Genomic DNA, 23,958 nt, shown 5'->3' with positions numbered 1-23,958 from the left:
CATACGGCTGTTGCTCGTTTACTCCGACTGCACCGCAGCCACCTGCCTGCGTCAACAGCTCGGCGAGGAGGGCTACGAAGTGACCGTTTGCCCTGATGCAGAGCAGGCGAGCTCCAAGCTGGTGCCAAACCTCAACTGGGATCTGGTTGTGCTGGATGGCAGCCTGGGCGAACCAGCCCGCCAGTTGTGCCGCCAGGTGCGCTCAGCCCGCAGGCCGATTCCGGTGCTGCTGCTCTGCCCTGGAGTCTCCGAGACCGACCGGGTGCGGGGCCTGGAAGACGGTGCCGATGACGTGCTGACCAGCCCTTTTGGCCTGGCGGAATGCTTAGCCCGCTGCCGGGCCCTGGTGCGCCGCCACCAACTCGGCTCGGAAAGCATGCCTGCCCTGCGCTGCGGCCGGGTTTCGATGCTTGTGGCGGAACACCGGGTCTGCCGCGATGGTGCCGAAGTGAGCCTGTCGCCCCGGGAATTTCGACTGCTTCACTTCTTTTTGAAGCATCCACGCCGGATCTGGAGTCGCGATGAGCTGCTGGCTCGGGTGTGGGGAGAAAGCGAGGCCGTGGAGCTCGATCCCAAGACCGTTGATGTGCACATCCGCTGGCTGCGCCTCAAGTTGGAGGAAAATCCCGCCCAACCCAGCTTGATCACCACGGTTCGCGGCCAGGGTTACCGCTGTGGTTGAAGCAACTTTCTGGGGGGTTGAGCTGGCCGGCGAGAATGGAGACATGCAGCCTTCCTTGCTCGTAGTCGAAGACGACGAAACGATTCGCGAAACGATCCGCGAAGCCCTGGAGCTGGAGGGCTTCAGCGTCCAGGCCTGTGGCAATGGCCGCGACGCCCTGCAAATGCTGCAGCGGGCGCCCGATGGCCAACAATTTTCCCTGGTGGTGCTGGATTTGATGCTGCCGGGGCTGGGCGGGCTGGATGTCTGCCGGCAGCTGCGTCAACACAGCAACCAAACGCCGATTCTGGTGGTGAGTGCCCGCGACACCGAAACCGACCGGGTGCTGGGGCTGGAGGTGGGTGCCGACGACTACCTGGTGAAACCCTTTGGCATGCGGGAGCTGGTGGCTAGGTGCCGGGCCCTGCTGCGGCGCTCTTCTAGCCAGACCAGCCGGGCCAAGGTGCTGGAGCACGCCAATCTCTGCATCTACCAGGACGAATGCCGGGTAACCCGGGACGGGGTGGAGGTAAACCTATCGCCGAAGGAATATCGATTGCTGGAGTTGTTTATGCAAAATCCGCGGCGCGTTTGGAGCCGCGATCAGCTGCTGGAGCAACTTTGGGGTATCGACTATATCGGCGACAGCAAAACCGTTGATGTGCACATTCGCTGGTTGCGGGAGAAGTTGGAGGAGAGTCCATCAGCCCCGGTGCATCTGATCACGGTGCGGGGCTTTGGTTATCGCTTTGGCTAGAGCCCTTGAGCTGCTGCTCGCGTTGAGCCTGGGCATCGGGCTCGGCCTGCTTGGCAGCTTGGTAATTGTCTCCTGGCGGCGCCGCTCTGGCCTAAACCGGGCCCTGCCCCCACCCCGGCAGCTGCTGAGCTGGATGGATTCCGCCGCCATCGGCTGGATCCTGCTGGATCGTCAGGGCCTGATCGGCCATATCAACCCAAGGGCGGAGCGGATCCTGCAACTTGATGCCGGCCGCCTGTTGCTCAGCCAGCCATTTGGTGATGTCTGCCCAGATCCAGACCTAGCCAGCAGCATCCGCATCGCCCGACGCCAGGATCGCCCCCAGCGGCTGGAATTGCACTCCGGCGGCCATGACCTAGACGCCATGGTGGTGCCGGGACGAGATGGCTGGTTGGTGGTGCAACTGCAGAGCCGCCGCTCCCTTGATGCCCAGCTCGAGCAGCAGGAGCGCTGGGTTAGTGATGTGGCCCATGAATTGAAAACCCCCCTCACCGCCCTGCTGCTGGTGGGCGACAGCCTCGCTGCCCAGGTGAATAGCCAGAATGCGCGGCTGGTGGAGCGGTTGCAGCGGGAATTGCTGCGGCTGCAGGAGCTGGTGGGCGACCTACTGGAGCTCTCCCGCCTGGAAAACACCCTGCCGGGTACGGGCCCACGGGCCATGGTGGTGGATCTGCCCCAGCTGGTGGAGCAGGTATGGGCCAGCGTGCGGCCGCTGGCAGATCAACGCCAGATAGCTCTTGAGCTAGTTGCACCAGCGCAGTTGCGGTTGAGCGGCGACAATTCCCGCCTGCACCGGGCCCTGCTCAACCTTTTTGATAACGCCCTGCGCTACAGCCCCGATGGGGGGGTGGTGCGGGTCAGCCTCGATCGCCGCGGTGAGTGGTGCCAGCTGAGCGTGGCGGATCAGGGCCCCGGGCTTAGCGAAGACGACCTCGCCCATCTGTTTGAGCGCTTTTACCGAGGTGATCCATCTCGGGCCCGCAGTAAACGGATCGGCAGTGGCCTGGGCTTGTCGATCGTGCAGCAGATCGCCGTTACCCACGGCGGCCGGATCCAGGCCAGCAACCAGGCTGAAGGAGGCGCCGTGCTTGAGATGATCCTGCCGGGCGTAGTCGACACCGCCTGCCCTGGCTAGCTTGATTAGGTATAGGCGAAGGGCTTGAGGCCATGCATTTTTGGGCTCCCGAGATTGATCCATCCCATCCGACAGACTGCACTCAGGCTGAGCGCTAATTCCTAAAGCGGCTAAGCGATGACACCTTTCTGGCCATTGACGGAGAGGGCCATCGCTTGGTGGATGTGGTGAAGATCGAGTGGGAGCCAGCCTGAGCGGATTTGGAGTTAGGAAACCTGGATCGGGGTGCCCCCTCGCCCGCCCGCCTCAGGGGCGATACCGATGCGGGCAAACAGGTTGGTGCTCTCTGGATTAAGACCAAGCACCTCCACTGAGCTGCCCTTCAGCTTCATTTTGCGGATCACCTGATCAAGGGCTGTTACACCGCTCTGGTCCCAGATGTGGGCTTCTGCCATATCGATGCTGATGCGGTCTGGATGGTCGTGAAGATCGAAGCCTTGGCGGAAATAGATCGTGCTCACGAAGAACAACTGACCCCGCACCCTGTAAAGCCGATGATCTGGAGCTAAAAGCTCGCTGCTCACCTCAATCACCTTGGCCACCTTGCGGCTAAATAAGATGCCGGCTAGGGCCACGCCCGCCAGCAGACCAACCGCCAGGTTGTGGGTGAGCACGGTGACAACCACCGTGAGCAGCATCACAGCGGAATCGCTTTTGGGGATGCGGCGAATGGCGCGGATCGAATCCCAGTTGGCGGTATTGATGGCGATCATCACCATCACCCCCACCAGGGTGGCCATCGGGATCTGATTCACCCAATTGCTTGCCAGCAAAATCATCGCCAGCAGGCTCACGCCTGAGGTCAAGGTCGATAGGCGGCTGCGGCCGCCATAGCCCACGTTCATCACCGACTGGCCCACAAGGGCGCAACCAGCCATGCCACCAAACAGGGAGCTAACAATGTTGCCGATGCCCTGACCGCGGGCCTCAATGTTTTTGGAGCTACTGCTGTCGGTGAGGTCATCAAGGATGTCCTGGGTGAGGAAGGTTTCCATCAGACCCACCAAGGAGATCGCCAAGGCGGTGGGCAGGATCAGCCCCAGGGTGCTGAGGTTGAAGGGCACCTGGGGCAGGCCAAACTGGGGCAGGCCGCTGGGCAGGATGCCCAGGGATGCCACCGTGGGCACATCCAGCCCTAGGTGAATCGAAAGCCCTGTGCTGAGCAGGATTGCCACCAGCGCTGAGGGCACAACGGTGCTGAGCCGTGGCAGCAAGTAGATGATCGCCAGGGTGAGGGCAAGCAGGCCGTACACCGCCGGCAGCTGGGCGGCGCTGATCGCTTGCTTGTCTGGGTGGAAGAAATCCAAGCCAAGTTGGGGCAACTGGGCCAGGAAGATCAGGATTGCCAGGGCGTTAACAAAGCCGGCCATTACGGGCTGGGGCACAAAGCGCATCTGGTGGGCCAGGCGCAGGTAGCCCCAGGCGATCTGCAGGATGCCGGTGAGGATCCCGGCGGCCAGCAGGTATTGCAGGCCCAAGCCCGCGCCAAGCCCCTCGCCCTGCTGCACCAGGCCCGTCATCAACAGGGCAGTGGAGCCGGTGGCGGAGGTAATCATGGCGCTGCGCCCGCCCACTACTGCCAGAGTGACGGCCAGGATGAAGGCTCCAAAAAGGCCAACGCGTGGATCAACGCCGGCGATGCCGGAGAAAGCAATGGCCTCTGGAATCATGGCGAAGGCCACCACAAGACCAGCCAGGACATCGCGGTGGGGTCTGAACATGGAGTTGCAAATCAATAGTTGGATTGCCGGCGCAAAAGACCGGCGCTGACACAACAACCGGATCGGATGTGCTGCAAAAAGGAGCTATGGCGGATTGCCCATGGCAGAAACCTATCAGCGTCAGCGGGCTGGGCCATCCTGGTGGCAGCGGAGAATGATTAATGTCACGGTTCGGGGAGCTGCTGCGGGCAGCCAACAACCTCAAACTGCTGGCGGCTATTGGCCGCAGCGGTGGTGATCTGAGCTCCGTGGCGGATCTGGTCGACAACATGATCGACAGCCCCCAGATGGTCGATTCGATACGGCGCTTTAAGGAGGTGGCTGGTGGAGCAGAAATGCTCGAGCAGCGCTATCCGCCGCTGCAGCCCGACATCGAGCGGCTGATCCAGCTACCAGAGGGGAGCTTGGGCCGCAGCTACGCCGAACTGATTCGCAGGCTCAACTACGACCCCGAATTTTTCCGGCCGCGCCCAATCGCTAGCGAGGCCCAATGGCTCACCCAACGGGTGGCCACCACCCACGACATCCACCATGTGGTGGCTGGTTTTGGCACCATGCCCGCCGGAGAGAGTGGGGTACTGGCGATCACCGCCGCCCAAATCGGCTTTCCCGCCTACGTGCTGCTCACCACCGCCGGCCAACTAGCCAGCTTCCGCTTTCAGCTGCATCGCTATGAGGAGCTAGCCCAGGCGGTGGCCCACGGCATGGCGATCGGCCATCAGGCCCACTGCCTGGCGGCGGCCCGCTGGGAGGAGGGCTGGGAGCGCCCCATCAGCGATTGGCGCCTGGAGCTGGGAATCAGCGATCCGGCTGCTGGCGAGGCCTATGGATTGGCTGTCTAGAAATGGGGCTTAGGGCCCTCCAGCAAAACCACTGAGGCAGCTGCTTCTGTTTGATCCCGCTGACAGCAGGCTCCATTGGCTTGCCGTTGCGCCAGGTTTGTAGCGGAGCGCTATGCAGCAACCCCGAGCGCCCCTACTCAGTATTTCCATGACAACCGAAAAATTTGGTCTGAGGCCCATCGAGCCTGAAACGGACTTGGACCAGGCAGAGCCCGCTTCGATTTTGTACGGCGCTCCCGCAGGTGCGATGCAGCCAGATCAGGACTACCGGCTTTTGGAGCACTCCTATCGCAATTCACCCGAATACGCAGCGATGGTGGAGCGCTATCCCCTACTGCGCAGCTTGATAACAGCCTGCATTTCTTCTGAACTGGTTGGTCATCCGCTAGCAATAGCCTGCATAGAGCAACCTGGGCTGACGCTGCAATGGGATCGCAGTCACGGTGAATAATGTTTTGCCAATGCTCCGCATGGGCTAAGCTGCATTGTTCACTTAATATCTAAGAGAATGTCTGAGATCGAGGAAATCAATAAGCTTGTCACCTTTGGGCTGGTAGACGGCAAGCTTCGGATTCTCCAAGTCAATGCAAATGTCTGGGGCGATGTTGCGGGAAACATTCAAGGCAGTGTCCGCGGCGATATATATGGAGACGTTGAAGGAAGTGTAGAAGGATATGTTGGCCGCGATGTTGGCGCAAATGTTGGTCGCCACGTATTAGGCAATGTAAATGGCAATGTAGAGGGAAGCGTTTGGGGAGATGTTAAGGGCGATGTATGGGGTAACGTCCTTGGGAAAGTTGAGGGAAGCGCGCAGGAGTAATATTGCATTTTCGATAGAGCTTGATATTTTCAGTATAGTTTGCGGATCGGGTAGCGATAAATTGGGGTGTTGCAGGTTCGCGAATAATATGATTCCCAACGCCTGGAAGTATTGTCTAGTTTAAAACCTATTCGGCTAGCGATAACAGCAATCCGCCTCCGCCGATGAGTAATAGTCCTGTCCAGCCAATGGCCGAGGGGCGTTCGCCAAGAAAGGCGAAGCCAATAAGAGCGACTAGCAACAGGCTCAGGCGATCAACGGGTACTACTAATGATGCATCTCCCTGTTTCAAGGCTCTAAAAAAGCAGAATGAAGACAGGCCACTAGCTATGCCTGAAAGGGTTATGAATACCCAAGTCTGTTGAGATAGTTCAAATGGATTGCTCCATTTTCCGGTTGCAATTATTAGCAATGGTAGGAATATTGATATGACTCCTGTGCGGATAAGGGTGCCTAAGTCGGCTTCAACATTTTCAAGTCCTATTTTTCCGAGTACTGCAGACGCACTAGCGAAAATTGCTGAAAATAAAGCCCATGTAAACCAAAGGGGTATGGCTGAAAACGGGCTCATTTGAATCTACTGTCCGTATCGGTCATTAAGTTTTCATTCTAGCTAAGTATCTCTATTAAACTGTGAGCACCCAGGCCCGCAATATTCCTCAGCGTACCCGCTACGACCCATGGTGGCTCCAGCAGATTAGAGACCCTTTCTGTTTCTAAATAAGCCCTTCGCCAAGTTGCTTAGCTTTTTTACCCACTAATTTTTCGATCTAGCCACTGGGTCAACACATAGACTCCGACAAACATTGGCAGATAGGCTATCCACATGTTTGGTAGGTGCAGTTCTGAATTGTTGATCAGAACAAGTCCTCCGTAGCTGACCGCTCCATAGATCATTGCTCTGCGCAGTGGACCAGTGATTTTTTTCAAGCGAATCCCAGCAGCACTGCAAGCTTAGGATATGTGTTGTGGCGAGAGCGCGGAGTCCTGGCGGGATAATCGGGTTCGTTGCATGGCACCCGTGAGCCTCGGCGGAATGTTTTGTGAATCAATGACAAGCTGTGTCATCACCGAACGGGTGCTGGCCTGGATGGCATCTCACGAAGCTCTTAAATAATCTAGGGGTCCGCATCTCTTGCCGGTCGATCCTTTATAGGTAGAATATAAATGACTGGATTGGATCGCTTGGATGGCAGTTTTATTAAGCCTGCCCAGGCGGCTGAATGTGAAGGTCCGGGTCGGTTGGGCTGCTTCAACAAATAGCTACGATTGTAACCAATTCGTTCGGGCAGCCTTTGCTGATGGCAGCGTTTCTGGTCCAACCAGGTCAGGCCGTTGAATATGATTCTGTAAATATTGTCATGATCCTCTTGCGTAGATGATGTCAAGCAGTCCTTCCCGCCTTGAGCAGCTAGGCCGTTTCCTGCTGCGGGGCCTGCGTATCGGCTCAAGCACGGTGTCGATCATTGAGCTGCTTCGCAACGACTGGACTGGTGGCATCACCGCAGGGATTGCCTGGTTTGTTTTTTTACAGGTGGAGCGTCGATTGCCACCACCTAGCACTGCTGAGCCATCGTCTCCGGCAGATGGCCGGTCTTAACCCAGATCGTGCAACCGGCTTCGCTCCATGGCCTGTGCACGCTGCCGGTTGGATTGCGCAGCCAGCTGCCAGCCGGATAGGTGCCATGTTCGTCCTGGAATACGCCAGAGAGCACCAGAATCTCCTCCCCACCTGGATGGCTGTGGGGGTGAAACACCGTGCCCGGCGCCCAACGCACCAGAGCTAGATGTTCAGAGCCAAAGGCGTGTAGCGGCATCACCTCCAACCCTTTGACTAAACCAGGAAGCCAGGCTTCTTTATTGGTATTGATTGCCAGCTGCTGCTGATCTGCAGGGTGCATCTGGTGCAGCTTCACCAGAATGGTGCAGCCCGTCTCGCTGAATGGAGCATGGCTAGAGCCAGCGGGGTTGCGCAGGTAGCTGCCGGCTGGGTAGTCGCCCTGCTCATCTGAGAAGGTGCCCTCCAGCACCAGGATCTCCTCGCCGCCGCCATGAAAATGGCGCTCAAAGCGGCTGCCTGGGGCATAGCGCACGATCGAGGTTGCCCGGGCTATTTCGCCGCCATTGCGATCAAGCAGGTGCCGCTCCACCCCCGCCATCGGGGAGTGGTTCCATTCGAGAGCGTTGGTGTCGAGCACTGCCCGCTGACTGAGGTCTGCATGGAGCTCCATAGGCTTGATTCTGGCCCATGGTTTCGGTGCAGTTGGCTGATGACGACGCAGCTAAGTCACTGCCAATGTGGATCGTGCCTGCGTGCCGTAAGAGAGAGGAAATTGCTTAGATAGCCTGTTGCCATTGCCATGGGCCTGCTGCTGCTTATGGCGACCGGTGCCCAATCCAGCAGTTGGGCCGCGCAGCATTTTTTCTGTGAGGGCGCCGCTCTGGAAGCATTGGCTTTCAAAGGCGCTGTGGATGGAGCAGATATCCCCAACAGCAACGCCGACACAATTACCACGTACCAATAACGCCGGGGTTCCCAGTTGTTCCGATGGGCGCTGGTGGTGGCAGGCACTCGATCCAAATACCAGGAATTAGCCCAGTTGCCCGGTACTGCTGAGCACTACAGCTGTGATCGTGAGCAATGAGCGCAACCCGTTGGGGTCAGTACTTGATCTGGCGCACCTTGGTGTGCGTGGATGGACGTTCTTGGGTAGCCGCACCGCAAGGTGGGGCTAGCAAAGCCGATGACGCCTGAGCTCGCTAACTGCGTACTTGAGGGACTCCTGCTGCTCCATGAGGAGCTGTCGCAGGACCCTGAGTCGCCTTGGTACGTAGGCACACCGGACCAGACGCAGGTGCTGCATGACGAGCTCTGGATCTTGGCTGGAGAGCTCTACCCCCGCTCCAGCGCTGCCTTGGTAGATGCTTGGTACCTGGCTGGCCGCTCTGCGTTATTGCCGGTGAACTGCACCGGAGAGCTGTTCAGCAGCCGGCACCTCCAGCTGGTGGTCTGAGTAGGTCTGCTCCTGTGGCTGATGCAGCAACTAAATGCTGAGGCTTTGCGCGGTTAGGAGCAAGGGCAAGGGGCGGCGGATAGGAGAGTTGCTTCTATGACGATTCTTGTTCGCAATCCGCGATCAACGGTGATTCCTCCTATGTATTGGCCGATCTTGCGGCGCTCGGAGTGTTTTGACCCCAGAACGTCGTACCAATCCCATCCGAATACTGATTGCCGATGACGAGGCGAACATCCGGCGCATATTGGAAACGCGGCTGCGTCTAGCTGGCTTTGAGGTGGCTGCGGCAGTCAATGGCATGCAGGCTCTTGAACTCTTCCGCAGCTTTGAGCCGGATGCACTTGTTCTTGATGTGATGATGCCAGAGCTTGATGGCTTCGCTGTGACCGAGCGGATCCGGGCTCAAACAGAAGTGCCGATTATTTTGCTCACTTCTTTGGGTGATGTAGGCGACCGCCTCACTGGACTAAAGCTTGGCGCCGATGACTACATACTCAAGCCATTTAGCCCTAAAGAGCTTGAGCTACGTATTCGCTGTGTGCTGAGAAGAAGCTCTCCATCCCTTCTCAGCGGCAAGCAAACAAATAATGGTGCTGACCGCAAGCCTGCAAGCAGTCATTGGCTCATTGTAGGCAATTTCAGAGTTGATCTAACGCGCCGTAAGGCCTATCGCGGTGATGAGCGCATCCGTCTTACGGGAATGGAATTCAGTCTGCTAGAGCTATTGATCAACCGTGCAGGTGAGCCAGTGAGTCGGTTGGACATCCTTGAGCAGGTTTGGGGCTACAGACCCACGAAATCTAATGACAGTAGAGTGGTAGACGTTCACATATCACGACTGCGCGCAAAAGTGGAAGAGGATGTAGAGATTCCAGAACTTATTCTTACAACGCGAGGCAAAGGTTACATGTTTCGTCGCACCAGCCAGGAAGAAATGGCTCTCATAGTATGAGCGAGTGTTGCTGATCTCCTCATTAACCAGTCAGGACTGGCCCATGCTGCGCAGCACTCCGGTCAGGCAACGCAAGGGAATATTTTTGATTGGAACTAACGTGATCAGCGAGGCCCGTATAGGGTGCCGATTTCCGGGTTTGTCCAGCAGGTCATTGATAAGGTCGATGGAGCTTGCTTCGCCACCTAAGGCCTGCCAGTGGCGCCTATGGTGGACAATTGGGACTCTTGTAAAGTGAATAAGGAAGAAATCTTGCATGGCTACAAGCAAAAGCCTGATGCGTTTATTCCTGAATTCATCGCCTTGGATGATCTTGTGGATATTTATCTAAACAACCCTGGCTTCCACTCAAGCTTCGAGGACTTTATGAATGAATGGCAGGAAGAGGACAATGCTGTAGAATGCGAATTCTAAGCAAGAACTAATTTCATTTGGACATCCCCCCTCAAGAACTTAATCCAAAGTGGTTTAAAAGTCACCTGCTTGACCGCTCGGTTGAGCTACAAGAGCTTTATGAGTTGCCTCAAGGGGAGCTAGATCTAGTAATGGCGGAGGCTGCTGAGGTCAGGACTGATGTAGTGAATCGCGACCGCAACCATGGCAAGTGGTGCACCGCCGGCTATTTCCTGGAATTGGCCAAGATCATTAGCGAGCGGCGATTCGACCAGCTTGATCGTAAGTAAGGCTCGAGTGGCGGCGCCTGACAGTATTGGTCAAAGTTCAGCTTGATGAGCTGACCCGCAGTAAGCCACCCGGCTGCCAGGCCGCTGCATCGATCCAGCCGCTGCCCAGGGGGATGGGATCCATGGCCAGCGGCCGCACCCCGGTGCCACCCAGCTCCCAGAGCAGCAGCTCGCCGACCTGACCTGCGGCCATCAGGAACTGGCCATTGCCGCTGAAACCCACCACGTCAAGGCTGCTGTCATGGTTGCCCCGCAGCAGCTCCTCACAGCCGGCGCGGAAATCGAGCAGCAGCAAGTCACCACCGGTGCTGGTGATGGCTAGAAACTCACCATCAACCTGATTGACACGGGACATGCGGAACAGATCCGGACCGCGGCTGCTCACCAGCTCTGAGATCCAGCTGCCCAACTTTTCCATGTCCATGGGCCGCTCCTCCACCAGCGCCACAGAACCCACGGCATCGTCATGCTCATGGGCGTGCTCGTCCACCAAAAAGCCTGGATCGAGGCTTAGGGCACGCTCCAGCTCGAAGGCCTGAACGCCTAACAGCTCCTGCATCGGTACATCGGCGTTGTGGCTGGTGAGCAGGCGAGCCACGGGGTTGATGTCGCTCACCAGATCGGCCTTGTTGAGCACCAGCACATCGACGAAGGCCAGCTGCTCCTGCACCTCCTCCGTATCCCTATGCAGCTCAACGTGCTTGAGATCCACCAGGGTGACCACCGCATCCAGCCGCAGTTCATCGCGCAGGTCTTCATCGACAATGAACGTTTGAATCACCGGGGCCGGATCGGCCAGGCCGGTGGTTTCAATTACTAGGTGGTCGAAGCGATCACGCCGCTTCATCAGGTTGCCGATGATCCGAATCAGATCGCCGCGCACGGTGCAGCAGATGCAGCCGTTGTTCATCTCGAAGATCTCCTCATCGGTATCAACCACCAGCTGGTTGTCGATGCCCACCTCGCCGAACTCGTTGACGATCACCGCCACCTTGAGGCCGTGCTCGTGGGTGAGGATCCGGTTGAGCAGGGTCGTCTTGCCGGCCCCGAGGTAACCGGTGAGCACGGTCACTGGCAAACGCTAGGCGGCGGGAACGGGGCTGGAGAAGGCCATGGCCAAGCTGGGTCGGGTCCAAGAGTGAGAATGGTTGTCGTTCTAGCAAAGGCAGCCGCCCGGATCGACCCCAATGGCTTCCGCGACTTCTTTTCCCAGGCAGCAGCCCCTGCTCCAGCTGCTCCAGCAGGCGGACGGCGAGCTCAGCGCCCAGGAACTGCACCAACGCTTGAGAGCAACGCGGCACAGCACCGGCCTGGCAACTGTTTACAGGGTTCTCAAACAACTGCAGCAAGCCGGATTAGTGCGCTGCCGCAAGCTCCCCAGCGGTGAGGCCGTCTATGCGCCGGTGGATCGAGATGAACACCATCTCACCTGTGTGCAGTGCGGTCTTATCCAGGCTCTCCCCCTTTGTCGGATTAGCAGTGGCAGCCTGGGGCTGGGTGCGGTTTTGCTGCAGGGTTTCAGGCCGCTGTTCCACACCTTTGAAATCCATGGGCTCTGCAGGCGCTGCCAGCAACATGAAATCGCAGGGAATGAGTGATCGGGTGGTCGCCGTAGACAATGGGAGCCCACGAATTTCCTCTCCACCTCGCCCACTTCAACAACCTGTTTGGCTCAGCGGTTCGCAATCAGGCCACCGCTACCAGTGATGTGGAGTCTGGGTGGAACTCGATCTGCTCACTCCTCCTCTGCGCTGCCCAAAGGAATAAGTTTGATTTGCTTACGGCCCAGCTTGATCTCGAACTCATCGCCGGGAATTAGGTCGAGCACGGCGGTGTAGGCCTTGCCCACCAGCAGATTGCCGTTGCCCTGAACAGTTGCGACATAGCTAAGGCTGCGCCCCCCTTTGCCCCGGCCGCCGCTATCGCTGCCGAGGCTTACCCCCTTGGCACCGAGCAGGGCCTCATAGAACGCGGTGAAGTTGAGGCGTTCGCCGCCGTCTTTTTTGGTGCTCACATAGCCGCACTCACGCACGAGCTCTGACTTGGAGACATCGCCCATTTCCTTGACTTTGGCGAGCAGTTCGGATCCGGTAATCATCTGATATTTGCGTGATGTTCAGAACATACCAAACCTACATGCGGTGTCAATCCACTAAATCAATAGCCATGCTCTTGCTTCCAATGGCTTCAGTGGCAACCAAAAATAAAGGTAAGCGATATGGCAAAAGGCGGTTGTCCGCTGGGTTTTTATCCCTCAGGCAGCTATTGCGTCAAGAGCCACTAAGACATGGGTTTTCGCTTCGATTTCGCCAATGGTGGGTTGAAATAGGCGCTGTTGGCCGTGATCGAAACGCCGGAGGCGGTGCAGGAGGCCTCTGAATCGGCCGCGCACACCCCATTGATCCTGGGTATGCCAGTAGGCCACCGCAACCGATACCGCATTCATTGTTCTGCTGGGCAATGATCAGCGGAGTTCCGGTGCCATCCGCATGGCGAGATCCGCTCTGAACCGGGGCACCAGCCGCACCAGCTTGACCGTGAAGGCTGCCCTGCCGCCTCAGGGTGCGGAGACCGGAACGATATCGACCACCAAAGCCCGGGCTGGGCTGGTGCCCTCATTGCGCCACCAGTGACTGACGCCGGTGGCTTCGAAGACCGCCTCTCCGGGGCCGATCACCCTGGGGGTGAACCCGGGACCGCGCCATTCCGTCATCTGGCCCTCGAGGATGTAGGCAACCCCGGGGCGCTGGTCATGGCGGTGCAAGGTGATGCTGCCTCCTGGGGCAATGGTTAGTTCCCGCAGGCGCAGCTCCCGCCCCTGCAGGGCGTGGAAGTCGTGATCGAGCGGCTGGCCGCCGAGGCGCCTCACCGCCACCCCTACCTGGGCGGTCGGAGCTCCCGGCACCGGGGCTAGCTGTTCGTGACGGGGAGCCACAACGGGAACCTGCTGGCTAAGGGCCGGAGCGCCGCTGGCGACCGTTGCTACAGCAGGCAGGAGCGCCGCGAGGACGCCAAGCGGGCGGGCAGGGTGAATCATCGAACCTGGCTCCAGACGACGACCGGCAGGCGCATTGTGCCCGGACCCGGCAGGCTCGCTTCAGCTCTGATGCAAGCTGGGAGCCAGGCCGTACACCGGCGTGTCAAGGCCGGCGAGGCGCGCTTTGAGCTGCAGCGCCAGATAGAGGGAGTAGTGGCGGCACTGGTGCAGGTTGCCGCCGTGGATCCAGAGGTTCTCCACCTGGGTCGGTTTCCACATGTTGCGCAGCTCCCCCTCCCACGGGCCGGGATCCTTGGGAGTGTCGGAGCCCATCCCCCACACCTTGCCCAGCTTGTCGGCCACTTCGGGGGAGATCAGATCCGCCAGGAAACGGTTCATTGAGCCGTAGCCCGTGGCATACACCACCAGATCGGCCGCCAGCTCGCCGCCGTCGCTGAGCACCACCGAATGGGGCGTGAGCCGCTCAATCCGCACACCGCTGCGCAGGCGGATGCGGCCATCGGCTACCAGCTCGGAGGCGCCTACATCGAGGTAGTAGCCCGAGCCCCGCCGCAGGAACTTCATGAACACGCCCGAGTCGTCGGCGCCGAAATCGAGCAGGAAACCGGCTTTCTCCAGGCGCCCATAGAGGTCGGCGTACTCGACGCGCATCGCGTCGTAGATCGGCTTCTGCCACTGGGGCAGCAGCTTGTAGGGAATCGAAGCGACCGTCATGTCCGACTGCTCGGGGGTGATGCCCCGCTGCAGCGCCTGCTCCGAATATGAGCCCGCGAAAGCGAGCTTCTCAAGTGCCGGCACCGGCGCGATCAGCGTGGAGCTGCGCTGCAGCATCGTCACCTCGGCGGCTCCGGCCTCCCAAAGACCGGCGGCGATGTCGTGGGCGGAGTTGTTGGAGCCCACCACCACGCAACGCTTGCCGCGGTAGGCGTCGGGACCCGGATGGGCGCTGGAGTGGTGCTGATCGCCGGCGAAGGCCTCGGCACCGGGAATCTGCGGAACACTTGGGTAGCCCGACACCCCCAGGGCCATCACCAGATGGCGGGGCCGCAGCTCCACCGGCCGGCCATCGCGCTCGGTGAACACCTGCCAGCGGCCCTGCTGCGGATCGAAGCGGGCGCTGCGGGCCGGCGAACCACCCCAAACGTTCAGGCCCATCACGCTCGTGTAGGCCTCCATCCAGTCAGCCAGCTGATCCTTGGGCGTGTAGAGGGGCCAGCCCTCGGGGAAGGGCAGGTAGGGGAAATGGCAATAGTGAACCGGATCGTGCAGGCAGAGGCTCTTGTAGCGGCGGCGCCAGTGGTCGCCCGGCCGGGGCAGCTTCTCGAGCACCAGGGTGGGCACCCCCAGATAGCGCAGGCGGGCCGCCAGGGTGAGGCCCGCCTGGCCGCCGCCCACGATCACCACATCCGGCTGCTCCGTCACGCCCAGGACCTGCCGCTCCGCTTCGCGCAACTCCGCCCACGACTGCCGCCCGGGATGGACGCCATGCTCGGCGCCGACCGGTCGCCGCTCACGCAGCCGCTCCTCGTGGCCCTTCAGTTCATCAAGGGCGGTGAGCAGGGTCCAGGCGCGACCGTCCTGCAGACGCACATGGCCGCTACAGCGACCCACCCGCGTCTGGAAGCCGAACCAGGCCTCGATACGCCCGTCGGTCTCGCTGGCTTCGCTCCTGAGCTGGAAAGCATGGGGTGCCACATCCTCCAGGCGGGCCGCCAGCATCGCCGCGATCGCCTCGGGTCCCTCCTCGGTGCTTAGGTTCCAGGTGAAGGCCACCAGATCGCGCCAGAAGCACTCCGGGCCGAACAGGGCCAGCACGGCCTGGGAGTCGCCGGAGGCCAGGGCCTCAGCGAACGAGCCCAGCCACGCTTCGGCGGCGACGGTGGGAGAGGAGGCCGGCGCCATCGTGAGCAGCGATCAAGTGCCTGCCAAGCCTGAACCGGCGGCCTGGATCACTCCCTAGTTGCAACCGTTCCTCACAGTTCAGGCTGCGCAGCTGCGAGGAATACCCTCCGCTTCCGGCTCAGCTGATCCAGTCGGGGTTAAAGGTGGTTACCCCCAGCAGCTGAATGCGTAGGTCGGCCTTGCCATCGCCATCCACATCGCCCTGCAAACGCCCATTGGCAAAGCGCAGTTCAGCCGGTGCATCGCTGAAGGGACTGGAGCCGATGTACTCCCAGCCTGGATTGGCGAAGGGATCTTTGCCGTCCAGCACTGCGGTGATCCCCAGCCGATCGCCCTGCCGGCCGTTGAAATCGGTGATCGTGTCTCGCCAGCGGCTGGAAGCATCGTTGTTCTGATAAGAGAAAAAGTCTGCTCCCCTTCCACCGCTGAGCCGATCTGAGCCCTGGCCGCCCTGCAGCCAGTCGTTGCCTTGGGCGCCGCTGAGGCGGTCCTGGCCCCGGTCGCCCCAGAGAGCATCGTTGCCCGTGTTGCCACGCAGGAGGTCGTTGCCGGCCCGGCCGATGAGCTCGCTGTTCTCCCGTTTTGCCAGCAGGACGTTTGGCCTTGAGGTGCCCAGTTGCTTGTTGGTGAGGGTGGCAGCGGCAATGGCCTCGCGGTTGCTCTCGAGCGTGAGGGCCATTGCCTGGGCTGTCATCTCCTGGCCGCTTTCGGTGTTGTGAATGTCGTCGAAGTAGAGATAGGCGTTGGTAGCTTCTGCCGGCAGATCTTGGTTCGTGGCCTGGGCATAGTCCACGGTGTTATTGATCCCATAGCTGTCGAAGTTGCCCAAGCGCTTGCCGTAGGTGTCCCAGTTCGTCCCAAACTCGGGTGTGTAATAAATGACTGTGGAGTAGGGGAACTCTCTGCCAAGTTCCTGCAGCATGGTGGCGTATTCGGTCTGGAACTCTTCCAGTCCACCCGTCTCCACAAAACTCTTCCAGGGTTGGAGCCAGGCGGGTGCATCCGGTTGACTGGCCTGCTTGAGCAGGTTGCTCAGGAATGGCATCTGGTAGGGCACGCCATCCACTACGCCTTGGAAGTCCGCCAGGCCAAAACTCATCAACTGGCGACTGCCGGCAGCCCTCAGCTGCACACTGAGATTCTGGCGCATGTTCTGCATCACCTGGTCCAAGACGCCTTCAATGTCCGGGTCTTCCTGGATGTAGGCGATCAGCAGATCGTTTGCGCCACCCTGGAACAGGGCCAGTTCGTTGGAGGCGGGCCGAATCCGTTGTTTAAGGGCGGCATTGATCTGATTTTGAACGCCCGTCTGCGCCAGTTTGGGGAACAGGCTGGACAGAGCCACTGTCTTCCCATCTAGGCCTGTGATGGTGAGGATGTCGTAGAGGCTGGTGGTGCCGCTGGTGGCCCCACCGATGGCAAAAGATGGCGCCCCTAGTGTCCCAAGGCCAGGAGTGGCGACAAAGGGATTGACGACCTGGTAGAAGGGCGAAGGGATATCAAGCCCAGCTGGAGGCGTTGTTGAAGGCGTCGGGATGCCCAGTTTTGTCCTCAGGCCGAGCTGGTTGCCGAAGTTGGCATTGCTCCAACTGACGCCACTCCAAGCCGGTTGTGCGCTGGCCGCCAACACCGTCTTCTGGAGATAGGCGGCGAAATCGCCGTAGGACGTCAGGCTGTCGCCGAAGTCATAGAGCTGTTGAAACAGGCCCTTAATTTTTTGGCTTGAAGGAGTAGCCATGGAGGGTTGAGCTGCTTGGTTCGATGGTGGGAGTTTTGGACCGATATGTGCTACGAGCCCGTCAATACTGAGCAGCCTTATTCCAGGATAACATCAATATAAGTTTTACGATGCAATCTAGGGACTGTACTGTTAAATCCCCCCTTTTCATAGCCGTTTCTTCATTCGCAGCGGTTTCTGAAATGAATTTGTATTGAGCCTTACGCTCCTCTTGCAGGCTATCACGTCAATTCGTTCTTACTGAACCGGTGGCAGGTGCGAAACCAGGACGATGGCGCAACTTCGCTAGCGAGGGTCCCCAAATAATCAGAACTTAATCAGAAAGGGGAAGATAGGGTCCGTTGACGTTCTAGTAGAGGCATCGTGGGTCATTTAGAGCCCTGCGGCCTTCGCCCACGCCCCAGATGGGCGCGCTTCCTCTTGCCCCTGCTGGTCGCTCTGCTGGCGACGCAGTCGCTGGTAGCGGCCCCCCTGAGCCGAGCTGCTGACGCCCCGCCACCGGCTTACATCGAACTAGATGGCCGCCAACTATTCGATCCAGCCCGAGCAGATCGTCCTGCAAGAGGACCCGCCATACACCACCATCGGCGTGATGCGGGACGGCAAGTTTGAGCCCCGCCTCTCAGTGGACGACCGCAACGCGGCCCGCTTTCAGCTCAGCCGCCAGCAGCTGGCCCAGCGCTACCTGGAGCAGATCCGCGTGGCGATCGTGCGCTACCGCCAAACCCACCGGCGTTCCGACTGGTTGCGGGGGGGCGCGCTGGCCCTGCTCGCCCTGGGTTTCTACATCCTGTGGCTGCGAGGCCAGATAGCCCTTAACCGGCGCCTGGAGCGCTGGATCAACGATCCCACCAATGGCCGAATCCGGGGGCTGCAGGTGGGGGGTAACCAGTGGATCACCGCCGATCAGGAGCGCAGCCTCCTCGATCCGGCTCGCCGGATCGTGCACGGAGCCTTGCTGCTGCTGGTCAGTTACCTATCGATCCCGCTTTTCCTGGGGCTGTTTCCTCCCACCCAGGCCCTCTCGGAAACCCTGCGGGACCAGATCAAAACCATGGTGGTGGGCGGTGGATATGCCGTTACCAAGGCCATCCCCGACCTGCTCTCGGTGGCAGTGATTCTGGGCCTCGCCTTACTGCTAATGCGGGCCAGCAAAGCCTGGTTCCGGGCTGTGGAGCGGGGCGACTTACGCCTGAGCTGGTTTTATCCGGAATGGGCCCGGCCCACCGCCCGGTTGGTGGGGATCGGCATTCTGCTGCTCGGCGTCGTGCTGGCCTACCCCTACATCCCAGGGGCCGATAGCAAGGCCTTCCAGGGCGCGGGCCTATTCGTGGGGCTGCTGGCGGCCCTGGGCTCGAGTGCGGTGGCAGCCAACCTGATCGGCGGGCTGATGCTCACCTACACCCGGGCCTATCAGGAGGGCGACCGGGTCAGCATCAACGGCACCGTTGGCATCGTCCACGACTCCGCCCTGCTGGTGACCCGCCTGCGCACCCCCCGCAATGAGGTGGTCAGCATCCCCAACGCCACCGTTTTGGTGTCCTCGATCATTAACTACAGCCTGGCCCGCCGGGAGATCGCGGAGCCGGTGATCATCGCCACCACCGTCACCATTGGCTACGACGTGCCCTGGCGCCAGGTTCACCGCCTAATGCTGGATGCCGCCAGCGCCACCGCAGGCATCAGCCAAGAGCTCCCCCCGTTCGTGCTCCAAACCTCACTGAACGACTTCCACATCAGCTACGAGCTCAGCGCCTATGTCCGCGATGTGGAGACCTACCGCAGCACCCTCTCAGATCTGCTGGGGGCCATCCAGGATCAATTCGCCGGCGCTGGCGTCGAGATCCTCTCTCCATGCTATCACGCCATGCGCAATGGCAATGGGAGCAGCACGGTGCCCCCCTGGCCTGCCGAGCCCTTTGGCACCCCGGCCCCCTTGGGCCCTACCCCCTGGGAATAAACCAAGGCTGAGCAGCCCATCCCCAGGCCGGTGAGCACCTAAATGGCCAGTGGCTCCACGATGGGTGCAATCTGCCGGGAGTGACCATGAAGGTGATCGTTGATTTGTGTGTGGTGCCGATCGGGGTTGGCGTGCACCTAGCCCCCTACATCGCCGCCTGCGAGAAGGTGCTCACAGAAGCCGGCCTCAAAATCCAGCTGCATCCCAACGGCACGGCGATCGAGGGGGAGTGGCAGCCGGTGTTCCAGGCAATTGAGGCCTGCCACCAGGCGGTGCACGCCATGGGCTGCCCTCGCATATACACCACCGTCAAGATCAATACCCGCACCGATAAGGAGCAGACCCTGGAGGACAAGGTGGCCAGCGTGCAGGCCCTGCTCTGATGCCAGGCGACAAGCCTGGCGAATATCCCGGCCGCTACTACTAAGGCGCCTATATCAGCGGTGAGAGTAAATAGGGCATTACAAACCAAGCCTCAGCCCACTCTGTGCCCCCAACTCGAGAAAGAGGAGTTGTCCCATTTGTCATATCCATCATCAGAGCAATAGCGGCTTTCGTAGAGGGCGTTAACAAGCCACAGTTGACATAGTTTAAAGCTATAGCGAATACTCACTTCTGTAGAGAATTCGGGGTTGGAAAACTCTGTGAATGATCCTGGGTCGCCCTTCCTGGCTCTCCCAATTTGCCCTTTGAAGAGGTGGTATTTCTTCGACTGGGGAATCTTCTGCATTGGCGGGGCTGGCAAATGCGCCAATGCAAAAGCTATAAAGCAGTATGTCAACAATTGACAGCAGGCTGGGCTTGTTTATTCTTAAAAAACGGGATAAATTGATCTAATTCTTTCTTCGTTATGCATCATCATGTTTAGAACTAACTGTAGATCTTGCTGTTCCTGGTAGGAGCAATGCAAGCCTTGCTGATGGCCTTGACTTGATAGTTGTAACGCATCCACTCGGATGACGGCGAATGACGGGTTGGGGACTGCACAATGAATAACCTCTGCTTAAGGTCACTCATGGTTGATCACGATGGACGCAAGCTCAGCGTGCGCGAAATGATCAATGCTCACCTGTTCCCGTTCCTGGCATTGGTCGCCACGGCCAGCTCAGTCTCGATCGCCCTATCGCTTGGCCCTATTGCCGGTCAGTCCTATCGCTGGAACAAGTGCTTCGATGCTGGGCTGGCGTGGCTGGAGCGCAGTAGTCCCAGCATCAAGGGCGGCGACCGCACGGCCATTGCGGCCAACTTCTGCAATGGCGGGCTACCCAACAAACCTGCTCCGTAGAGCCGCTGCCTGGCGCACCACCACTGCTCAAAACTCATAGTCATATGGGCCGTAACGACGCCAGGGCTGGAAGCCGGTGGCCCCCAAGTGGGGCTCTTGCGTAGATGTTTAAGCACTACGAGTGACAGATGCCATGAGCAGCTACCGGATCTGCCGCGACGATGGCATTAGCGACGGCATAGCCGGTCAGGTGTTCGACAGCTATGACGCGGCCTATGAGGTGCTTGAGCGCTACTACGCCGATGTGTGCTGCTCAGACGACCGTGAGTACTACCGAATCGTGGAAGATGGTGAGCAGCTCCCTGGCCCAAGCGACGGCAGGAGAAGTCAATGAGGGCGCTCAGGGGAAGCGCTCCCCCAGGACCGTGGCAGCCAACTCTTCGTAGCCGATTGACTCGCCGGCCAATGCCTTCAGCGACTCCAGGCTGATGCTCTCCTGCTGGGGCAGAGCGCTAGTGGGCACAACCAATGACGGGCGCCCCTATCGGCGCTACTTCTGACGCAGCCAGCTAGGGCATCAGAAAGTATCAGCGCCGGGGCCGATCAGCGGTGGTGTGGCTGGTCGCGGTAGGGCTGAACACTCACGTTGGGGGGCAGGGTCGCGTGTTCCTCGCGGGGGTCGCCGAAGGCGTGGCCAATACTGTCGCCGATCCAGCGGGCAAAGGCGCGGAGTGCAGCCATGGTGGAGACCTGATGGAGGACCCTTCCAGCTTGAAGGGGCCCTGGTAATTAGCAACAGGTAGAAGCACCTGTTCGCCGCCCCAGCCATTGCGATTGATCCACTACATCAATCAGGACCATCGCAGGCGTTGCTGGTGGCCGTGTTTTTGGCTTCGGCGCTTGCCTGACTGTTGAAGCGGTTTCGTTGCCTTGCTTCTGATGCCAACCTGACTGCAAGGTTCAAGCCGTCCATGGATCGCAGCTTGCACAACCCACCGCCTGTTGGATCGCCAGAGTGGCTGGCGGCGCTGGATCACCCCTACCCCCTGAGCCACGCCGCCAGCAGCTTGTGGCTGTCCAATGCTGCCCGGACGGACAAAGTGGGGCAAATGAACTCAGAACAGCTTCAGGGCCTCGCTGTGCTGGCTCTGGCGATGGTGCCGGTGGCAGTGCTGTGGTGGGTCTGGATACGGATGCTGAACTGATTGCCACCACTGCGCCCGGCTCACCCCTATCGGCGCCAACCACGCTGGCGAAATGCCAGAAACTCTTGCCGGAGTCGCTCGTGCAGGGGTGTGATGTCGACCATCTGCTCCCGTGCCGGCACATTCACGACAGACCCGGTTCGTTCCGCCTCCTTCCTTAGTTGACGCAACACCGGAATCAAGATCAGGGCAGTGACCAGACTTGTCATTAACAGCACCGGCAGGACGCTGACTGTCACTGCTACGAACAAAGCCGCTGCCAGCACCTGGCCGGCGACTGCCAACCACTTTGGTCTCGCCCTACCAGGCAATTGCTTCATCCTTCAACCCTAAGGGGACTCCCCTAACCCTGGAAGGTGTAACGCATGTCGTTGTTTGCCATTAGTAGATAGCGGCAACTCTCAGCTACATGGTCTGACTTGGTATGTGAACAAACGGACATCATGCTGTGCAGTGGCTTTGTCTAGAAGAGCTCTGCAAAGCGACCTCCAACGACCGCGACGACCAGCGGATGTCGAACCGCTGGGGTTGCAACAGGGCCGGGTGCTTGGCGCCGCTGCCCCCCCCCGCAAGCGCAAGGCGCCCCTAGCCCCCAACACTTTTCAGTGGGCTTGTGAGCAGAAGGCATGCCAGCGCGAATAGCCTCCACTCATAGCTTCCCAATGCAAGAAGCCCCGTGCAGAACTGGCAGCTGTGGGCTGTAGCGGCGGCGCTCTCCGCAGCCATAACCGCTCTATTGGTCAAGGTGGGCGTGCAGGGGGTGGATGCGGGGATGGCCACCCTGTTCCGCACCCTGGCCGTGGCGATTGTGCTGACTTTGGTGCTGCTGGTAAGCGGCCGGCTCGATTGGCAGGAGCTGCGCCAGCTGCCCGCTCTCAGCCTGGGCGCTCTTGCCCTCTCCGCTCTGGCAACAGGGGTGTCGTGGTTCTGCTACAGCCGAGCCCTGCAGCTGGGGCCCGTCGCTGGGGTGGCGGCGCTCGACAAGCTCAGTGTTGTGCTGATTGCCCTGCTGGCGGTACTGCTGCTGGGTGAGCAGAAGACCAGCGCACCACGCTCGCTGGAGATGCAGCGCTCCATCTGGGTGTTGGTGGGCATCGCGCGCTCGCCCCTCGGCTATTGGTTGCTCAAGTCTGCCCCCATTGCTCTTGCACAAAAGCAGCAGCAGACCGATCGTTGGAACTCCCAGCCACCTGCAAATGTCCCCAGGCGATTCCAGTGACGATCCCTATGTACGGATGGGCGTTGAGCTGCGCCAATCCACCGTGGTGTGGCTGGATGACTTGCGCAAGGAGTGGGGAATCCGCAGCCGTGGTGACGTGGTGAGCCGCCTGCTCGATGAACTGGCAAAGCCCACCAGCGATGCGTAAGCCCCTGTTGATTGCCGTCGGGATCCTGCTGAATACCAGCGCGGCGCTGGCCCAGCAGCCAGTGCAACCGCTGCCCAAGGTTGGAGGCTGCCCGCTTGGCTACTACAGCTCTGGCGGCTACTGCGTGCCCAGCTCCGGGGGCAACAGCCGCGGCGCCATTGAGAAAAGTGGTACTGGCTGTCCGCTGGGCTTTTATTCCTCAGGCAACTACTGCCTCAGCAGCCCCAGTAACGAGCGGGAAGCGATCCAGAAGAGCGGCAAGGGATGCCCGCTGGGTTGGTATTCATCAGGCGGCTATTGCGTCAAGAGCCGGTGATCGCCATGGGCTTCCGCTTTCGACGCTCCGCCCGCTTGGGCCCACTGCGTTTCAATTTCAGCAAGGGTGGATTGAGCTCCATCTCCGTTGGTGGGAGGGGCGCTTCGTTCAACATCCCCGTGGCCAGAAGTGGTGGTGCGCGCACCACTGTGGGAGTGCCGGGCACGGGCCTTAGCTGGAGCGTGGAGCACGCGCCGGATCATCCAGCCGTGATCCCTGCAGGGAGAGCGAAAGGGCTACCCAACAGCCGCCGGCTGCGGTCCGGCCAGCTTGATGCCCTGAAGCAGCAGTTGTTGGAGGTGTTGCGGCAGGAGCTGTTTGCACCTGGATCCGCTGGCTCCCTGCTGTGGGAGCACGGCAGCCTGAGCCGACTGCTGGCCGATGACTCCCTCGGGGCGCGCACCGCGGGGCTGCTGGCCGTGATCGAAACCCCGGAAGCGATGGAGGGCTACCTGCTGCGCGCCCAGAGCCAGGACGACGTAAAGCGCCGGGCCCATCGCTGCGTGGAAGCCACAGCAGAGGCGGTCCGTCTGGCTTCTGCCCGGGGTTGGCTGAAGCAGACATAAAGCCCTATTGCCTTGCCACCTGGTCGGCTGATTGCGGTTTCGGCGCTCACAGGCAGGCTCCAGATCACGGATGACAACCCACCAGACCGTCTG

The 23,958-nt window shown here is 60.0% G+C and carries 33 protein-coding genes; 22 read left to right on the top strand and 11 right to left on the bottom strand.

Features of this window, described 5'->3' with window-relative positions:
* Window positions 1–10 precede the first annotated feature (10 nt).
* The 3 genes from U9970_RS07800 to U9970_RS07790 are packed head-to-tail and all read left to right on the top strand — an operon-like array spanning window position 11 to window position 2,553.
* Window positions 11–682, top strand: coding sequence for a response regulator transcription factor (locus U9970_RS07800; RefSeq protein ID WP_322763752.1), 672 nt, complete (start codon window positions 11–13; stop codon window positions 680–682).
* A 43-nt stretch (window positions 683–725) separates the two neighbouring features.
* A complete protein-coding gene (locus tag U9970_RS07795; protein ID WP_322763751.1) occupies window positions 726–1,418 on the top strand; it encodes a response regulator transcription factor in 693 nt (230 codons plus the stop codon).
* Window positions 1,411–2,553 carry a sensor histidine kinase gene (locus U9970_RS07790; protein WP_322763750.1) on the top strand — a complete coding sequence of 381 codons (1,143 nt, stop codon included), beginning with the start codon at window positions 1,411–1,413 and terminating at the stop codon, window positions 2,551–2,553. Before U9970_RS07795 ends, U9970_RS07790 begins: the two co-directional genes overlap by 8 nt.
* Window positions 2,554–2,759: 206 nt before the next feature.
* Here U9970_RS07790 and U9970_RS07785 read toward each other — a convergent pair whose 3' ends face one another.
* Entirely contained in the window at window positions 2,760–4,274 is a 1,515-nt protein-coding gene (locus tag U9970_RS07785) for a SulP family inorganic anion transporter (RefSeq protein ID WP_322763749.1), read from the bottom strand.
* A 161-nt stretch (window positions 4,275–4,435) separates the two neighbouring features.
* On the opposite strand from U9970_RS07785, the gene U9970_RS07780 reads away from it, so the two are divergent.
* The 3 genes from U9970_RS07780 to U9970_RS07770 all read left to right on the top strand — a co-directional run bounded on the left by U9970_RS07780 (window position 4,436) and on the right by U9970_RS07770 (window position 5,936).
* A complete protein-coding gene (locus tag U9970_RS07780; protein ID WP_322763748.1) occupies window positions 4,436–5,116 on the top strand; it encodes a Coq4 family protein in 681 nt (226 codons plus the stop codon).
* A gap of 148 nt (window positions 5,117–5,264) precedes the next feature.
* Window positions 5,265–5,567, top strand: a complete 303-nt coding sequence (locus U9970_RS07775; RefSeq protein WP_322763747.1) for a hypothetical protein — start codon at window positions 5,265–5,267, stop codon at window positions 5,565–5,567.
* Between the two features lie 57 nt (window positions 5,568–5,624).
* On the top strand, window positions 5,625–5,936 hold the full coding sequence (locus tag U9970_RS07770) for a hypothetical protein (RefSeq protein ID WP_322763746.1): 312 nt from the start codon (window positions 5,625–5,627) through the stop codon (window positions 5,934–5,936).
* 127 nt (window positions 5,937–6,063) lie between these two features.
* Here the strand turns inward: U9970_RS07770 and U9970_RS07765 are convergent, their stop codons facing one another.
* Window positions 6,064–6,507, bottom strand: coding sequence for an EamA family transporter (locus tag U9970_RS07765; protein ID WP_322763745.1), 444 nt, complete (start codon window positions 6,505–6,507; stop codon window positions 6,064–6,066).
* Window positions 6,508–7,317: 810 nt separating this feature from the next.
* Between U9970_RS07765 and U9970_RS07755 the strand changes: the two genes are divergently transcribed.
* A complete protein-coding gene (locus U9970_RS07755; protein WP_322763743.1) occupies window positions 7,318–7,536 on the top strand; it encodes a hypothetical protein in 219 nt (72 codons plus the stop codon).
* On the opposite strand, the gene U9970_RS07750 is transcribed toward U9970_RS07755, so the two are convergent.
* Entirely contained in the window at window positions 7,493–8,167 is a 675-nt protein-coding gene (locus U9970_RS07750; protein WP_322763742.1) for a cupin domain-containing protein, read from the bottom strand. The genes U9970_RS07755 and U9970_RS07750 overlap by 44 nt on opposite strands.
* Window positions 8,168–8,296: 129 nt before the next feature.
* Between U9970_RS07750 and U9970_RS07745 the strand changes: the two genes are divergently transcribed.
* The 5 genes from U9970_RS07745 to U9970_RS07725 all read left to right on the top strand — a co-directional run bounded on the left by U9970_RS07745 (window position 8,297) and on the right by U9970_RS07725 (window position 10,588).
* A complete protein-coding gene (locus tag U9970_RS07745) occupies window positions 8,297–8,461 on the top strand; it encodes a hypothetical protein (RefSeq protein WP_322763741.1) in 165 nt (54 codons plus the stop codon).
* Window positions 8,462–8,680: 219 nt separating this feature from the next.
* A complete protein-coding gene (locus U9970_RS07740) occupies window positions 8,681–8,950 on the top strand; it encodes a hypothetical protein (RefSeq protein WP_322763740.1) in 270 nt (89 codons plus the stop codon).
* A 175-nt stretch (window positions 8,951–9,125) separates the two neighbouring features.
* Window positions 9,126–9,905 (top strand): response regulator, encoded by a 780-nt coding sequence (locus tag U9970_RS07735; RefSeq protein ID WP_322763739.1) that lies wholly within the window; start codon window positions 9,126–9,128, stop codon window positions 9,903–9,905.
* A 198-nt stretch (window positions 9,906–10,103) separates the two neighbouring features.
* Entirely contained in the window at window positions 10,104–10,319 is a 216-nt protein-coding gene (locus tag U9970_RS07730) for a hypothetical protein (protein WP_322763738.1), read from the top strand.
* Window positions 10,320–10,336: 17 nt separating this feature from the next.
* Window positions 10,337–10,588, top strand: coding sequence for a hypothetical protein (locus U9970_RS07725; protein WP_322763737.1), 252 nt, complete (start codon window positions 10,337–10,339; stop codon window positions 10,586–10,588).
* A 37-nt stretch (window positions 10,589–10,625) separates the two neighbouring features.
* On the opposite strand, the gene U9970_RS07720 is transcribed toward U9970_RS07725, so the two are convergent.
* Window positions 10,626–11,660, bottom strand: a complete 1,035-nt coding sequence (locus U9970_RS07720; RefSeq protein WP_322763736.1) for a GTP-binding protein — start codon at window positions 11,658–11,660, stop codon at window positions 10,626–10,628.
* A gap of 115 nt (window positions 11,661–11,775) precedes the next feature.
* Between U9970_RS07720 and U9970_RS07715 the strand changes: the two genes are divergently transcribed.
* On the top strand, window positions 11,776–12,186 hold the full coding sequence (locus tag U9970_RS07715; protein WP_322763735.1) for a Fur family transcriptional regulator: 411 nt from the start codon (window positions 11,776–11,778) through the stop codon (window positions 12,184–12,186).
* 137 nt (window positions 12,187–12,323) lie between these two features.
* Here U9970_RS07715 and U9970_RS07710 read toward each other — a convergent pair whose 3' ends face one another.
* The 4 genes from U9970_RS07710 to U9970_RS07695 form a co-directional block, all read right to left on the bottom strand.
* The gene (locus tag U9970_RS07710) at window positions 12,324–12,686 is read right to left on the bottom strand and encodes an AbrB family transcriptional regulator (protein WP_322763734.1); all 363 of its coding nucleotides are present in this window, start codon (window positions 12,684–12,686) and stop codon (window positions 12,324–12,326) included.
* Between the two features lie 459 nt (window positions 12,687–13,145).
* Window positions 13,146–13,625 (bottom strand): cupin domain-containing protein, encoded by a 480-nt coding sequence (locus U9970_RS07705; protein ID WP_322763733.1) that lies wholly within the window; start codon window positions 13,623–13,625, stop codon window positions 13,146–13,148.
* Window positions 13,626–13,685: 60 nt separating this feature from the next.
* Window positions 13,686–15,488 carry an NAD(P)/FAD-dependent oxidoreductase gene (locus tag U9970_RS07700; RefSeq protein WP_322763732.1) on the bottom strand — a complete coding sequence of 601 codons (1,803 nt, stop codon included), beginning with the start codon at window positions 15,486–15,488 and terminating at the stop codon, window positions 13,686–13,688.
* A 118-nt stretch (window positions 15,489–15,606) separates the two neighbouring features.
* Window positions 15,607–17,226, bottom strand: a complete 1,620-nt coding sequence (locus U9970_RS07695) for an SGNH/GDSL hydrolase family protein (protein ID WP_322763731.1) — start codon at window positions 17,224–17,226, stop codon at window positions 15,607–15,609.
* Window positions 17,227–17,743: 517 nt separating this feature from the next.
* Here U9970_RS07695 and U9970_RS07690 point away from each other — a divergent pair.
* The 4 genes from U9970_RS07690 (at window position 17,744) to U9970_RS07675 (ending at window position 20,805) form a co-directional block, all read left to right on the top strand.
* A complete protein-coding gene (locus U9970_RS07690) occupies window positions 17,744–19,186 on the top strand; it encodes a mechanosensitive ion channel family protein (RefSeq protein WP_322763730.1) in 1,443 nt (480 codons plus the stop codon).
* 86 nt (window positions 19,187–19,272) lie between these two features.
* A complete protein-coding gene (locus U9970_RS07685; protein ID WP_322763729.1) occupies window positions 19,273–19,569 on the top strand; it encodes an MTH1187 family thiamine-binding protein in 297 nt (98 codons plus the stop codon).
* Between the two features lie 632 nt (window positions 19,570–20,201).
* Window positions 20,202–20,471: a hypothetical protein gene (locus tag U9970_RS07680; protein WP_322763728.1), complete on the top strand. Its 270-nt coding sequence runs from the start codon at window positions 20,202–20,204 to the stop codon at window positions 20,469–20,471.
* Between the two features lie 133 nt (window positions 20,472–20,604).
* Entirely contained in the window at window positions 20,605–20,805 is a 201-nt protein-coding gene (locus U9970_RS07675; RefSeq protein WP_322763727.1) for a hypothetical protein, read from the top strand.
* A 6-nt stretch (window positions 20,806–20,811) separates the two neighbouring features.
* Here U9970_RS07675 and U9970_RS07670 read toward each other — a convergent pair whose 3' ends face one another.
* Window positions 20,812–20,934, bottom strand: coding sequence for a hypothetical protein (locus U9970_RS07670; RefSeq protein WP_322763726.1), 123 nt, complete (start codon window positions 20,932–20,934; stop codon window positions 20,812–20,814).
* A gap of 80 nt (window positions 20,935–21,014) precedes the next feature.
* A complete protein-coding gene (locus tag U9970_RS07665; RefSeq protein WP_322763725.1) occupies window positions 21,015–21,152 on the bottom strand; it encodes a hypothetical protein in 138 nt (45 codons plus the stop codon).
* Window positions 21,153–21,382: 230 nt separating this feature from the next.
* On the opposite strand from U9970_RS07665, the gene U9970_RS07660 reads away from it, so the two are divergent.
* On the top strand, window positions 21,383–21,616 hold the full coding sequence (locus U9970_RS07660; protein ID WP_322763724.1) for a hypothetical protein: 234 nt from the start codon (window positions 21,383–21,385) through the stop codon (window positions 21,614–21,616).
* A gap of 26 nt (window positions 21,617–21,642) precedes the next feature.
* Here U9970_RS07660 and U9970_RS07655 read toward each other — a convergent pair whose 3' ends face one another.
* Window positions 21,643–21,900 (bottom strand): hypothetical protein, encoded by a 258-nt coding sequence (locus tag U9970_RS07655; protein WP_322763723.1) that lies wholly within the window; start codon window positions 21,898–21,900, stop codon window positions 21,643–21,645.
* A 392-nt stretch (window positions 21,901–22,292) separates the two neighbouring features.
* Between U9970_RS07655 and U9970_RS07650 the strand changes: the two genes are divergently transcribed.
* Genes U9970_RS07650 through U9970_RS07635 form a run of 4 tightly spaced genes read left to right on the top strand, consistent with a single transcriptional unit; the run spans window position 22,293 to window position 23,865 of the window.
* The gene (locus U9970_RS07650) at window positions 22,293–22,835 is read left to right on the top strand and encodes an EamA family transporter (RefSeq protein ID WP_322763722.1); all 543 of its coding nucleotides are present in this window, start codon (window positions 22,293–22,295) and stop codon (window positions 22,833–22,835) included.
* Window positions 22,813–22,983, top strand: a complete 171-nt coding sequence (locus U9970_RS07645; RefSeq protein ID WP_322763721.1) for a hypothetical protein — start codon at window positions 22,813–22,815, stop codon at window positions 22,981–22,983. The genes U9970_RS07650 and U9970_RS07645 overlap by 23 nt, the downstream gene beginning before the upstream one ends.
* A complete protein-coding gene (locus U9970_RS07640) occupies window positions 22,976–23,299 on the top strand; it encodes a hypothetical protein (RefSeq protein WP_322763720.1) in 324 nt (107 codons plus the stop codon). The genes U9970_RS07645 and U9970_RS07640 overlap by 8 nt, the downstream gene beginning before the upstream one ends.
* The gene (locus U9970_RS07635) at window positions 23,248–23,865 is read left to right on the top strand and encodes a DUF4236 domain-containing protein (RefSeq protein ID WP_322763719.1); all 618 of its coding nucleotides are present in this window, start codon (window positions 23,248–23,250) and stop codon (window positions 23,863–23,865) included. The genes U9970_RS07640 and U9970_RS07635 overlap by 52 nt, the downstream gene beginning before the upstream one ends.
* Window positions 23,866–23,958: the final 93 nt, after the last annotated feature.

Source organism: Cyanobium usitatum str. Tous, assembly GCF_963920485.1.
GTDB lineage: Bacteria > Cyanobacteriota > Cyanobacteriia > PCC-6307 > Cyanobiaceae > Cyanobium_A > Cyanobium_A usitatum_A.
The sequence above is the reverse complement of the archived record's forward strand: the minus strand, read 5'-3'. Positions and strand labels throughout refer to the sequence as shown.